This window comes from Nonomuraea sp. IBHARD001, from assembly GCF_056106265.1.
Map to the genome: position 1 here is coordinate 4415303 of NZ_JBWBBW010000002.1, position 12362 is coordinate 4427664.

Annotated in this window: 11 protein-coding genes; 6 read left to right on the forward strand and 5 right to left on the reverse strand. The window is 68.3% G+C overall.

All coding sequences use genetic code 11. The features are described 5' to 3' along the window. The first annotated feature begins 824 nt into the window (after positions 1-824). Genes ACTWNK_RS22260 through ACTWNK_RS22270 form a run of 3 tightly spaced genes read left to right on the forward strand, consistent with a single transcriptional unit; the run spans position 825 to position 4006 of the window. Positions 825-1910: a Glu/Leu/Phe/Val family dehydrogenase gene (locus ACTWNK_RS22260; RefSeq protein ID WP_474306395.1), complete on the forward strand. Its 1086-nt coding sequence runs from the start codon at positions 825-827 to the stop codon at positions 1908-1910. Continuing rightward, the gene (locus ACTWNK_RS22265; RefSeq protein WP_474306396.1) at positions 1903-2808 is read left to right on the forward strand and encodes an ACP S-malonyltransferase; all 906 of its coding nucleotides are present in this window, start codon (positions 1903-1905) and stop codon (positions 2806-2808) included. The genes ACTWNK_RS22260 and ACTWNK_RS22265 overlap by 8 nt, the downstream gene beginning before the upstream one ends. A 28-nt stretch (positions 2809-2836) precedes the next feature. Continuing rightward, on the forward strand, positions 2837-4006 hold the full coding sequence (locus ACTWNK_RS22270) for a phosphopantetheine-binding protein (protein ID WP_474306397.1): 1170 nt from the start codon (positions 2837-2839) through the stop codon (positions 4004-4006). Between the two features lie 557 nt (positions 4007-4563). On the opposite strand, the gene ACTWNK_RS22275 is transcribed toward ACTWNK_RS22270, so the two are convergent. The 3 genes from ACTWNK_RS22275 to ACTWNK_RS22285 form a co-directional block, all read right to left on the reverse strand. Further along, the gene (locus ACTWNK_RS22275) at positions 4564-4830 is read right to left on the reverse strand and encodes a helix-turn-helix domain-containing protein (RefSeq protein WP_474306398.1); all 267 of its coding nucleotides are present in this window, start codon (positions 4828-4830) and stop codon (positions 4564-4566) included. Beyond that, positions 4827-5585, reverse strand: a complete 759-nt coding sequence (locus ACTWNK_RS22280; protein WP_474306399.1) for a hypothetical protein — start codon at positions 5583-5585, stop codon at positions 4827-4829. Before ACTWNK_RS22280 ends, ACTWNK_RS22275 begins: the two co-directional genes overlap by 4 nt. A gap of 452 nt (positions 5586-6037) precedes the next feature. After that, the gene (locus tag ACTWNK_RS22285) at positions 6038-7105 is read right to left on the reverse strand and encodes a hypothetical protein (RefSeq protein ID WP_474306400.1); all 1068 of its coding nucleotides are present in this window, start codon (positions 7103-7105) and stop codon (positions 6038-6040) included. 529 nt (positions 7106-7634) lie between these two features. Here ACTWNK_RS22285 and ACTWNK_RS22290 point away from each other — a divergent pair. Continuing rightward, positions 7635-8681 (forward strand): site-specific integrase, encoded by a 1047-nt coding sequence (locus ACTWNK_RS22290; protein ID WP_474306401.1) that lies wholly within the window; start codon positions 7635-7637, stop codon positions 8679-8681. A 194-nt stretch (positions 8682-8875) separates the two neighbouring features. Here ACTWNK_RS22290 and ACTWNK_RS22295 read toward each other — a convergent pair whose 3' ends face one another. After that, positions 8876-9940: a uroporphyrinogen decarboxylase/cobalamine-independent methonine synthase family protein gene (locus ACTWNK_RS22295; RefSeq protein ID WP_474306402.1), complete on the reverse strand. Its 1065-nt coding sequence runs from the start codon at positions 9938-9940 to the stop codon at positions 8876-8878. Between the two features lie 178 nt (positions 9941-10118). Between ACTWNK_RS22295 and ACTWNK_RS22300 the strand changes: the two genes are divergently transcribed. Both ACTWNK_RS22300 and ACTWNK_RS22305 read left to right on the forward strand, forming a co-directional pair. After that, positions 10119-10460, forward strand: a complete 342-nt coding sequence (locus ACTWNK_RS22300) for a YciI family protein (protein WP_474306403.1) — start codon at positions 10119-10121, stop codon at positions 10458-10460. After that, complete coding sequence (locus tag ACTWNK_RS22305; RefSeq protein ID WP_474306404.1) at positions 10457-11659, forward strand: RNA polymerase sigma factor; 1203 nt, start codon at positions 10457-10459, stop codon at positions 11657-11659. Before ACTWNK_RS22300 ends, ACTWNK_RS22305 begins: the two co-directional genes overlap by 4 nt. Here ACTWNK_RS22305 and ACTWNK_RS22310 read toward each other — a convergent pair whose 3' ends face one another. Further along, a complete protein-coding gene (locus ACTWNK_RS22310) occupies positions 11660-12319 on the reverse strand; it encodes an ArsR/SmtB family transcription factor (RefSeq protein WP_474306405.1) in 660 nt (219 codons plus the stop codon). Positions 12320-12362 lie beyond the last annotated feature (43 nt).

A 12362-nucleotide genomic window follows, 5' to 3' on the forward strand; every position in this document is an offset into this window, starting at 1 on the left:
TGATGCCATGCGACACATTGGTGAACACTTGTACGCGGCGCCGACACGTGTGAAGGCATGCCGAAAGCAAGAACCTTCGTCGGGCGCGCCGAATTCGTCAACCAAGGGGAGCCGTAAATGCGTGGTACGCAATCTAGTTGAAAAGCTCCAGCATATGATTTTACATCCTTGGAGCTAGATGTGCTCAGCCCATTCGTTGATCTGAAATGCAGGAGTAGAGGCAGTCGACGGGCAGGTAATTCTGCCTCATCGCGGCGTTCGGATAAATGCCGGTTGCGCAGGGCGCGTCATGCCGTACTGGATTGGCTGGTTGTGCATTCGGGCCCCGCTGCCTGCAGGCGACTCCGGCGCCACTGTCAGGCGTTCACAACTCTGAAGGGTCGCCGCAACCATGATGACAAAGGAAGGCTCCTCCCTCGCCGGTCCGCGAGAGGACGACCAGGGCAACCGGTTCTCCGGCGCCTCCACAGTCGTACTTCACGCGCGGGGCGCCAGCCTCGCTCTGTACGCAGAAGCGACTGCTCGCATGATGTGGGGCGTCAGCAGTACCCGTTCGCCGACTCTCACCGCAGATGACCACACCATCGCCCTGCACGGCCCGAGGTGGCCACGTCATGGCAATCGGTCCACATGACCGTGGCGCCACTCGGATATCGGCCGCCCAGGACTCGGCGGAGATCGCGGCACTCAGATGCGAGTATGCGCCGCCCGGCCTTCGTCGCCGATTCGACGTTTCCGCTGCCGGAGATCGCGATGTCGGTTCTCGGGATTGTCTGGAAGCGTTTTCCGCCCTGCCCGGTCACCGATTCGACAAAGGAGCTCCCATGCACACCCATGCCGGCCCGCCCCATGAGCAGGTCGTGCACTGTCAGGACGCCCGCACCGGTCTGCACGCGATCATCGCGATTCACTCCACCCGGCTGGGTCCCGCCCTTGGTGGGACCCGGTTCTACCCCTACCCCTCACCGGAGGCCGCACTCGCCGATGTTCTCGACCTGTCCCGAGCCATGACCTACAAGAGCGCCTTGGCGGGACTGGACCTCGGTGGCGGCAAAGCCGTGATCATCGGGGACCCGGCGGAACTGCGATCCGAGGCGCTGCTCCGCGCATTCGGCAGATTCGTCCAGACGCTCGGTGGGCGTTTCATCACCGCGTGCGATGTCGGGACCAGGCCCGAGGACATGGACATGATCGCCCGATCCTGCTCCTTCGTCACCGGCCGCACACCTCATCACGGCGGGTCGGGCGACTCTGCGATCCTCACCGCCCATGGCGTGATCCACGGACTGCTGGCGGCGGCGGCGCATGTCTGGGGCGAACCCTCGGTCAACGGGCTCACCGTCGGCGTCCAGGGGGTCGGCAAGGTCGGCTCCAGGCTCGTCGAACACCTCCTCCGACTGGGCGCGCACCCCGTCGTGTGTGACATCGACGACGATGCAGTACGCCGGATCACCAAGATCCATCCGACCGTGGACGTCGTCGCCGACAATGCAGCCCTGGTCCGGTCCGAGCTTGACGTGTACGCGCCGTGTGCGCTGGGGGGCGTGCTCGACGATGACACGGCCGAAGCACTCACCGCCACGATCGTGTGTGGTGGCGCCAACAACCAACTCGCCGGTGACATGGTGGAGAAGCGGCTCGCCGCTCGTGGGGTGCTGTACGTGCCTGACTACGCGGTCAACGCCGGTGGACTGCACCAGGTGGCGGACGAGCTCAGCGGCTTCGACATGGCCCGGGCCGAGGTCCGCACCGCCGGTATCCACGCCCTTGTCCGACAGATCCTCACCGAGGCCACGAAACAGGACGTCACCCCTATGACCGCCGCCAACCGTCTGGCCGAAAAGCGCATCGCGGACGTGGGCGGGCTTCACCACATCCTGGTCCCGGAGTGGAGCCGCCACCATGAGTGATCACCGCGTGGCTGTCGTCTTTCCCGGGCAGGGCATCGCGGAGCCTTGCCTCGGAACGGTCTGGAGAGATCACCCGGCTTGGGCGCTGGCCGAGGAGGTCGAGCAGTCGCTCGGCACACCCCTGACCGCCCTGCTGCTCGACGAACACCGGCCCCCGTGCACCACCGCCGAGATCCAGGCCGTAACCGTGCTGATCTCGATCATGTCGTGGGAGGCCGTCAAAGGGATGCTGCCCGCGCCGCCGATCGTCGCCGGGCACTCCCTGGGCCTGTTGTCCACCCTGTACGCTGCGGGATGCCTGAGCGCGGCCGGTGCCGTCAGCGCGGCCATGCGACGCGCCGCCGAGACCGACCGGGCCGACACCGAGGTTCCCGGTGGGATGGTCGTGCTGCGAACCTCGATCGAACGGGCACGCGACATCTGCGCCGAGATCGACGATTGCTGGCCCGCGAACGACAACGCCCCCGGCCAGACGGTGGTCGCCGGGACCGAGACCGCGCTGAGTGCCGCGGCTCGGATCGCCTGCTCGGCCGCGATCGAGACGAGTCGGCTCCCCATCCGCGGCGCCCAGCACACCCCCTTGATGGTGGATGCCGTCGCCCGATCCGAGGCCGCGCTCGTGGGTCTTTCCACCGGCCTCCCCCGCCTGGCCATCGTATACAACGGCGAGATCGCCTCGCCGGGACACGACTGGCAAGCGACCGTCTCCCGCGACCTGATGGTCCCCATCCGATGGCGGGAAACCCAACTCGAACTCGCCGCACGTGGCGTCCGGTCGCTCGTCCAGCTCGGACCGGGGCATGTTCTCACCAGCCTGGCCAAACGCACCGTACCGGCTCTCTCCCGTCACGCTGTGGCCGGTCCCGCAGACCTCGGGACACTGTCCCGGATCATCTGAACTCTCCTAGCGAAGCCTGGAGCCACACATGTCTGACCAGTCCGTCCGCCAAGCCGTCGTGACCACGATCTCCCAGGTCCTGTCCGTGCCCTCGGAGCGGGTCCGGGTCGACGCCACACTCAAGGACGACCTCGGCGCCGACTCCCTCGACTGTGAGGAGATCGCCGAGGTCCTGTCGAAGGAACTCGATCTCAGGCTGCCCTCGGAGGTGATCAAGAGAGCGGTCACGGTCGAGGATCTCCTCAACGGCCTCGAAGCCGTGACCGACCTGATGGCCCTCGACCGCTTCCTCTCCCGGATCACCCGCGACGGCGCCGCGGCCGAGGTCGGGGACGCGATCGCCGACCTGTACGCCTGGCTCGACGACCACCGCCGAGCCCAGTCGGCCCGCGAGTGGCGACAGCTCGCCGACGACCTGCGCAACCACCCGCTGCATCAAGTACTGCTCACCGACCCGTACAACGAACTCGCGCTGCGCAAACCGCGTGGGTACGCAGGTGACGCGGAGATGATGGACCACTACTACGGCCTCGCCCGCGCCACCCCGGCCGATCCGGTCGGACAGGCCATCAATCACCACTCGACGGTCACCAGTCAGGTTTCCAAGATCGTTCGCTACCGGCTGTCTTGGACCCGCGCCCTCGCCGAGGAGACGATCGCCAGCCATCGGGCCGCCAGAATCGCCTCGGTGGCCTGTGGCCATTTCCGGGAGTTCGAGGACAGCGTGCCTCTGCGAGAGGCCCACGGCGGCGTCCGCTGCTTCGCCTTCGACCAGGACGCGGACTCCTTGGCCCGCATCGAGCGCAGCTACGCCCCTGCCGTCGTCACCTGCCGCCAATCCGTTCGTGAGATCCTCGCCGAGGGGAGCCTGCGTACCGACGGACCCATGAACCTCATCTGGGCGAGCGGCCTCTACGACTACCTGAACGAGCGCTCCGCGCAGGCGCTCACCACCATCCTCTTTTCCTGCCTGTCTCCCGGCGGGCGACTGGCCATCGGCAATGTGACCCCCGAGTTCACCGACGCGGCCTTCTTCGAGGCCGTCCTCGACTGGCACCTTTTCTACCGCGACGCCACCACTCTCGTGTCCGTCCTCGACCAGGTCCCTCCGCACGAAATCGCCGAGGTCAGCGTGCACCGCGACCCGACCCAGGGCATGGCGTTCCTCCTGGTCACCCGTGCTACGGCGCCCGTCTGACCGACGTGCGGGCCTGACAGCACGGTTCCGGGGCGGAAAGGCGAAACGGTACGCAAAGCTCCTCCGCGTACCGTTTCGCTCACGCCCGCGATCACGGCCACGACAGAAGCCCTACCGAGCCGCATATCGGCACATAGGATCACATAAGCCGCTGGCTTGATGTGATCGGTCGCGCATGCAAGGTGAGCTCTCCGGGATTGCTTGCCAGGTGACCGGCTGCGCAGCGCGGCCACCAGCTCGACGGCGCGGGTCTGTTCGGTAGCCGGCGTGCTCCGGGCGGCAGTGAGGCCAGCGCGGGCGGCGGCCAAGTCCTCACGCAGCTCGCCCACCCGTTCACGCTCCTGCTGCAGAGCGGCCGCAGCGGCGTCGGCCTGCTCGCGCAGCGTGGCCAGCTCTGCGGCGTGAGCCTGGCGCGCGGTGGTGGCCTGGTGCTGCTCACGGGCGCCTGCTCGCGCATCTCGGCCAACTGTGCGTGAGCGCCGCCCACCTCGATGCGCATCCCGGCCATCTCGGCGCGTTCGACGGCCGAACCCCGTTCTGACGCAAAGCGCGATCCCTCACGCGTCCACGACGTTCTTCAGCCGCTTGCGCGAGGTGATGTCGAGCTTCCCGAACACCTTGCGCAGGTGGTACTCCATGGTGCTGGCGCTGATGAACAACTCGGTGGCGATCTCCTGGTGGGTGGCACCGGCGGCGGTCAGCCGAGCTACCCGCACTTCCTGCGGGGTCAGGGTGCGCACGGTGCTGGGATCACGGGTGCGGGCGTGCTCACCGGTGACGGCCAGCTCAATGCGGGCTCGTTCGGCGAAGGCGGCGGCCCTCATGTCAGCGAACAGGTCGAAGGCCGCCCGCAACTGCTGCCTGGCCTCGCTGCGGCGGTGATGGCGGCGCAGCCACTCCCCGTAGAGCAGGTGCGTGCGGGCGAGGTCGGGCACCACAGGGAGGAGGCCAGGAGCTGGTGGGCGTGCAGGTAGAGCTGTTCGTCGTCGGTGACCAGTGCACGGCTGCGGGCCAGCAGGCCCAGCGCCCAGGGGGTGGCGCTCGCTTTGGCGCGCTCGCTCAGCCGTAGCAGAGCGCGCTGCGCGGTGGCCGGGTCGTCGTTGCGCACGGCGGCCTCCACCAGGTCCGGCAGGACGCCGCCGCTGTAGTGGGGAGGGTCGCCGGCGTAGACGATCTCGGCGGCGGCCTGGGCGTGGGCGTAGCGGCGGTGGCCGAGTTCCAGCACCACCAGCGCGGTCCGGGCGAATTGGACCTGGAGCCCGCCTGGCCGTTCGGATTCGGGTCCCGCCTGTGCCGCCACGGCGGCCAGCGTCTGTTCGCGATCGCCGCGCCAGGCGTGCAGCATGACGTCGCGGGTGCCCGCGAACCGCAGGTCGGCGCCAATTGAGGCGACGATGTCCATGAACTCGGCGAAGTACGCCTGCGCGGCGGCGAAGCGGCCGCGCAGCAGGGCGTGCGTGGCCGAGCCGTGCGCGCCGGCTTGAAGCATCCGCAACGCTCCTTGCTGGCGCGCGGCGTCGGAGAAGCGGTGCGAGCCGGTGCCGAGGGCGTCGATGTCCCACAGGCCTGGCCGTGGCATCCCCTTTCATCTGCGCGACGCCCGTGCGAACGGATACTGGTGAGCCTTGCCCAGGTCCGAGTTCTATTGCAGTACTGGCGGAGTCCCGCGACGAGTTCTATGTGTGCCCGCTCCCGCGCACTGATGAGGTGTTCGACCTGCATGACGGGGGCTCAACCACGGCCAGATCGAGATCGGTCGTCGCCGCAAGACTCCGGCCGGTCCGACGCTGCCGCGAGCCGCCGATGACGGATCATCCCAGCGGTCGATGAAAGCCCCTGGCCACACCTGGGTGCCGCCGACGCCACCAGCCGGGATCGATCCTGCTGCCACACCTACGGCCCGCAGCAAGGACACCCACATGACGATGGCAGTACGTGCTGGAAACGCCGCACTTCCGGGACCGCCCTGCAAGACGCGGCTTCGGTCTCCTCTTTCCGTTAGACGCGGCTCCCCCAATCCCCGCCATGCACCTACCCCCCCGAGCGCTGCCCCCTGAGCTCCGCCGCCACCGCCCGTTCGCGTAGCTCGGCGGCCTCCTGCCGGGCGGCCAGTACCTGCGAACGCGACTCCTCCAGCCTCGCCTGCTCCAATGTGAGCTCCACCCGCAGCCGATCGCGCTCGACCGCGGCTGCCTCCAACCGGCGTACCTCCTCCTGCGCCGCCGCGACCAGCGCCTGAGCGGCCACGACCTCGGCGCGTGCCGTACTTCTGTCGCGTTCGCCCTGTGTCAGGGCCGCGGTCGTCGCGCGTTCGGCGGCTTCGGCGCGGCCTGCGGCGCGGTCGCGTTCGGCTTCGGCTGCCTTGCGTTCGGCCTTGGAGGCTGCCGCGGTCTGCTCGGCCGCGGCTCGCGCCTTGGTCGCCTTGGCCACCTCGGCACCGGCCTCACGGCGTGTGCGCTCGGTCTCGGCTGCCGCCTGCTCCACCTGCGCCCGGGCGTCTCGCACCTCGCGTTCGGTTTCGTCGCGTACGGCTTGGGCCTCGCGGTGGGCCTGTTCGGCCTGCTCCTGGTGGGTGGCGGCGAGCGCCTGGGCCTCGGCGGTCTGGCGTTCGGCGGCCTCGACCTGCTTGTGCGCCTCCCGTATCGCCTGGTCGCGTGCGGCTTCGGCGGACGCCGCACGGCGTTGGGCCTCGTCGGCGGCGTGCTGGGCGACACGTTCGGTCGCGGCGGCCTCGCGTAGTGCGGCGAGCGCCTGCTCCCTTGCCGTCTCGGCGTCGACGAGCGCGGTATCCCGTTCGACCAGCGCCTCCTCCACCTGCAGCCGCATCTGCGCACTTTCCCTGCGCGCGTGCTCGGCCGCCTCCCTGGCCAGCCGTACCTGCTCGAAGGCCTGCTCACGCTCGGTGCGCGCGATGGCGACCCGCGTGTGCGCCTCGGCCTGCACCGTGCTGAGCTTCGCCTCGACGCCCGCCGGACTGAGCTCGTCGGCAAGCGCCTTGGCCAACGGCTCGATGGCCGCGACCAGCCCTACCTCCATCCGCTCGTACAGCTGCTCGGCCCTGGCCAACGCCCCTTCCAGCCCGGGAGTCGCCCGCCGCATCTCCCGCTCCCGCTTGGCGGCAGCCTGACAATCCCGATCCGGACAGTACGCCTTGGGCCGCCCTCGCCCCGGCCGCTGCTCGATCGACGCCCCACAGTGCCCACACGGCGTAACCACGCCACCTTCTTTCGCCACCTGCTCAGCCTAGCATTTCTGACTTTCTGGAAATTGAAAATCAGAAATTCGATTCTGTTGTGTCGCGAGGTGTTGGAGTAACTTGCGAGAAGGGCAGTTCCCGCAGGTTAGTGCTGTGTGAGTGTGACTCTGCATCGAGTTGACCTGCGTACTCGTCACTTGCTGTCAGTGGTGTGACTTGTGACTCTGCATCGAGTTGACCTGCGTACTCGTCACTTGCTGTCAGTGGGCTCGTCACCAAACTGTCAGTGGACTCTGCACGCTCTTGTCCTTGGCGTTCGTCATCTGGGTGTCAGTAGCCGAGATCTGGACGCGTACTGATGCGTGGAGCTGCTGAGTAGCGTTAAGGTGCGTTATCGACAGTCAGGTAGCGGGCGGCTGAAAAGCAGGTGCCATGATCAACAAAGGTGAGATCGCGGTCCGATCAACCGCGCCGACGCCCGAGTCGGCTGCATACCCCGGCGCGACCGGTTTGAGCGAGGATGCCGCGCGCCTGGTCGAGCGCGGCCTGGCCGCCAACACACTGCGCGCCTACGCCCACGATTGGAGCGCCTATGGCGCCTGGTGCGACGAGCACGGTCAGGCCGAGCTGCCCGCCTCCGCCGACACTCTGGCCAATTACGTCGCCCATCTGGCCGGCGCGGGCTACTCCCCCGCCACCATCGACCGCGCGCTGGCCTGCATCCTGTCCGCCCACGAGCACGCCCAGCTCGGCAAGCCCTCCACCAAGAAGGCCCGGCTCGCCCTGCGCGCCTACCGCAGGGACCGCGCCCAGCAGGGCCTGCGCCCGCGCAGATCCCCGCCGATCACCGTCGACCGGCTGCGCGCGATGCTCTCCGCCCTGCCCCGCGACACCTCGACCGGCCTGCGCGACCGCGCCGTCCTCGTCCTCGGCTTCGCCCTGATGGGCCGCCGCTCGGAGCTGACCGCCTGCGACATCACCGACCTGACCTTCACCCCGGACGGCCTCGAGGTCTACATCCCGCTTAGCAAGACCGACCAGGACGCCCACGGCGAAACCGTGCCCATCCCGCACGGAGCCCACCCCGAGACCTGCCCGGTACGCGTATTGCGCGCCTGGCTCGCAGTCCTGGCCGAACGCGGGGTCACCACCGGCGCACTCCTGCGCCCGATCGACCGCCACGGCGGCATCGGCGGCACCGGCCCCAGCGCCGGACGAGGCACCGGCCAACGCCTCAGCGCTCAGACGATCAACCTCATCGTCAAGAACGCCGCCACCCTGGCAGGCCTCGACCACCCTGACGCCTACACTGCTCACAGCCTGCGCGCGGGAGGCGCCACCTCCGCCGCCAAGGCAGGCGCCCCCATGTCCGCCATCACCGCCCACGGCCGCTGGGCCGACGGCTCCCCCGTCGTCGCCGGCTACATCCGCCAAACCGACAAATGGAACGACAATCCCCTACGCGGCGTCGGCTTGTAGCACCATGCTCGCCTCTGACTCCACCGAGCGAGCCAGGGCGAAGGAGCAACTGGGCGGGGACCAGTCAGGGACAAGTACGGCACGATGCCGTAGCACGTCCCGGACGGAGACCGTCAGTCCGAAGGGTGCGGCAGCTGGAGAGCGGGAATCGCCGGGACGGTTACAGAAATGCCTCAGGTCTCAGTGGACGCAGGTCAGATGCCTAGATTCCCGGACGCCAGCGCGGTGCCCTGGACGCGAGCGGCTATCTTGGCGAATGCCGTGTCACGGGAGGTGGAGGTGTCGTCGGCGAACGGGGAGAAGCCGCAGTCGTCGCAGGTGCCCAGTTGATCGACAGGTATGTGGCGGGCGGCATCCAGAACCCGGTCGCGTACCTGTTCCGCGGTCTCCACCTGAGGATCGACGGGATCGGTCACCCCGACGAAGACCCGTACGCCGGGACGCAGGTGCTCGGCGACGAGGGCCAGCACCCGAGGTGGGTCGGCTTCTCCGGCGAGCTGAAGGTAGAAGTTGCCCACGGGGAGGGCGAGGAGGCCGGGCAGCAGTCCGGCGTAGTCGACGTCGGCGCTGTGGGTGGAGTCCTGATCGCCGCCGGGGCAGGTGTGCACGCCGATCCTGGCTCGTTCGTCCTCGCTGAAGCGCTCCAGCACCTGGCGGTTGAGCGTGAGGAAGTCCTCCAGCAGCGCGCCGCTCGGGTCGAGCTTGAGCGCAAGCCGACCCTCCGTGAAGTCGAGCTGGACGACGTGGGCGCCCGCGCTCAGACAACCTCGGATGTCAGCCTCGGCCTCGGCGATCAGGTCGTCCAGGAATGTCTTGCGCGGGTAGTCCGCGAGGGGCTCGCCGGGATAGAGCAGGCTGAGCGCAGAAGGCGCGATGACGGCCTGCTTGACGGGAAGCCGGGTGTGCCGTTGCGCCGCGCTCAGGTAGGTGTCGGCATGGACGCCGTAGCGGAAGGGGCCGGCGGTGAGCCTCGGTAGCTGCCGGGTGTGACCGTCGGCGAACGGGATGACCGCGCCGTCCGGAGCGAGGTGCTCCAGACCGGCGAGCGGGTAGGTGGCGAAGCTCGGTTTCGACTGCTCGCCGTCGACCAGCACAGGGCAGCCGAGCTGCTCCAGGCGGGCGATGGTCTCGGCGACCGTCTGGTCCTGGACTGCCGCCAGGTCCGAGTCGCTGATCGTTCCCGCTGCGTGATCGGCCAGAGCGGCCAGCAGGGCGGGAGGGCGGGGGATGCTGCCGATTGGTTCGGTAGGTATACCCATATCGCGAGCGTAGATCACGATACGTGCCCCAGCAATCACAGGAAGCCAGGCTTCGGGGCCGATCGGCACACTAGTGGCAACGTATGGTGACTAGTCTTAACGCTTCGTGCGCATCCGTGTCGCTCAGGTGTCGTATCCGGGGATATCCCGTTCGTCTCAGGGGTAGGAGGTGGTTCACGTGAAGTACGTGTTGATGTTCATCGAGACCGAGCAGTACCGCAAGGACTGGGAGGCCAAGGATCAGTCCGAGCGCGACGCCGCGTTCGAGGCGGTGGGCCGGTGGTTCGCCGAGCATGGAGCGAAGATCACACATAGCACCCAGCTGCAGCCGGCCCATGCGGCGACCACGATGCGGCTGAACGGCGGCGATGATCCGGTCGTGACCGACGGGCCGTTCGTCGAGGGCAAGGAGATCGTGAGCGGTTACGTGGAGGCCGAGCTCGCCGATCTGGACGAAGCGCTGCGCATGGCCAGGTCGTGGCCCGCGTGCCCGGTGGTGGAGGTCCGTCCGGCGTCGTGACGGCCGAGGTGACGCACGACGCCCTAGCCCGCGTGGTACGTGAGCACGCGGGCCGGTTGGCCGCTTCCTTGGTGTCACTGCTGGGCGACTTCTCAGCGGCCGAGGATCTGGTCCAGGACGCGGTGGAGATCGCATTGCGGCGCTGGCCGGTCGAGGGCATCCCCGACCGGCCTGACGGATGGCTGTTCACCGTCGCCAGGCGGCGCGGGCTGGACGTGTTGCGGCGCGAGGCCGTCTACCGCGCCAAGCTTGCGCAGGTGCAGTGGCCGGTACGGCAGGAGCCCGACGATCGGCTGAAGCTGATGTTCGTCTGCTGCCATCCCGCACTGTCCAGACCGGCTCAGATCGCGCTGACCTTGCGCACGGTGTGCGGTCTGACGACGGGACAGATCGCTTCGGCGTTCCTGGTGCAGGAGACGACCGTGGCCCAGCGCCTGACCAGGGCCAAGCGGAAGATCGGTGAAGCGGGTGTGCCGTTTCGGATGCCGTCGGCCCAGGAGTTGCCCGAGCGGCTCGGCCAGGTACTGACGGTTGTGTATCTGCTGTTCAACGAGGGCTACCTGAGCAGTGCGGGTGGCGACGCTCATCGCAGGGACCTGGTCGACGACGCGGAGTGGCTGGCGGCGCTGCTGGCCGCGATGGTGCCGGGTGAGCCGGAGGCCGCTGGGCTGCTCGCGCTGATCAGGCTGCACCGGGCCCGGCAGGCCGCCAGGTTCGACGTCGACGGGGCTTTGGTACGGCTGAGCGAACAGGATCGGGACCTCTGGGATCACGCCGCCATCGCGGAGGCGACCGCACTGCTCGGCCGTACGGCACGAGCGCATCGGACGCCGGGGCCGTACCAGGTACAGGCGGCGATCGTGGCCTGCCATGCCGAGGCCGCGAGCTGGACGGACACCGACTGGGCGCAGATCGTCGTGCTCTACGACATGTTGCTGCTGCTGCAGCCGTCGCCGGTCACCCGACTGCATCGCGCGATCGCGGCGAGGTATGTTCACGGGCCGACCACGGCTCTCGCGGAGGTCGACGCTCTGGGCGATCCGCTGTCGCGGTATCACCTGTTCCACGCCACCCGGGCCGAACTGCTCCGTGAGCTGGGACGCGACGGGGAAGCCAAGTCCGCCGACGAGCAGGCGCTGCTCTTGGCGACCAACCATGCCCAGCAGGCTCTGCTGGAGCAGCGACTGAGCTGGGCATAGTCAGGAGGCGATCGGCAAGCCCGCGTTACGCCATTCGGGCAGGCCCTCGGTCAAGGGGTGAGCGTCGTATCCGAGCTCGCGCAGCAGACGCACCGCTTCGGGCGCCATGACGCAGAATCGGCCGCGGCAGTACGCCACGATCGTCTTCTCCCGCGACAGTTCCGACAGGCGGCTAGCCACTTCGTCGTGCGGGATGGACAGCGCCCCGGGGATGTGGCCGGCGGCGAACTCGGACTCGGGCCTGACGTCGATCACCACGACGTCGCCTGACTCCAGCATCTTGGCCAGCTGGGGCCGGCTGACGGGGGCCATGTCGTACTGGTCGCCGAGGTAGGCGTGCGCCGCCTTCTCCACCTCGGCCAGCGAGGAGGCGGCCAGCGTCTTCATCGTCTCGACGAAGGCGTGCACCGACTCGTCGGAGAGGCGGTAGTAGACCTTGGTCCCGGCCCGTCGTGTCCGCAGCAGGCCGGTCGAATGCAGCACCTTGAGCTGGGCAGAGGTGTTGCTGAGCTTGAGCCCGCAGGCCGCGGCCAGGTCTTCGACGCTCCGCTCCCCTTGGGCCAAGACGTCGATCAGTTCAAGTCGCAGTGGATTGGCCATGGCCTTACCCAGCCGGGCGAACTGCGCGTAGAGCTGTGACTTGCGCTCACGGTCGTTCATCTATCATCCTCCAAAGGGTTATGGAATATTGTAACAACCTGAA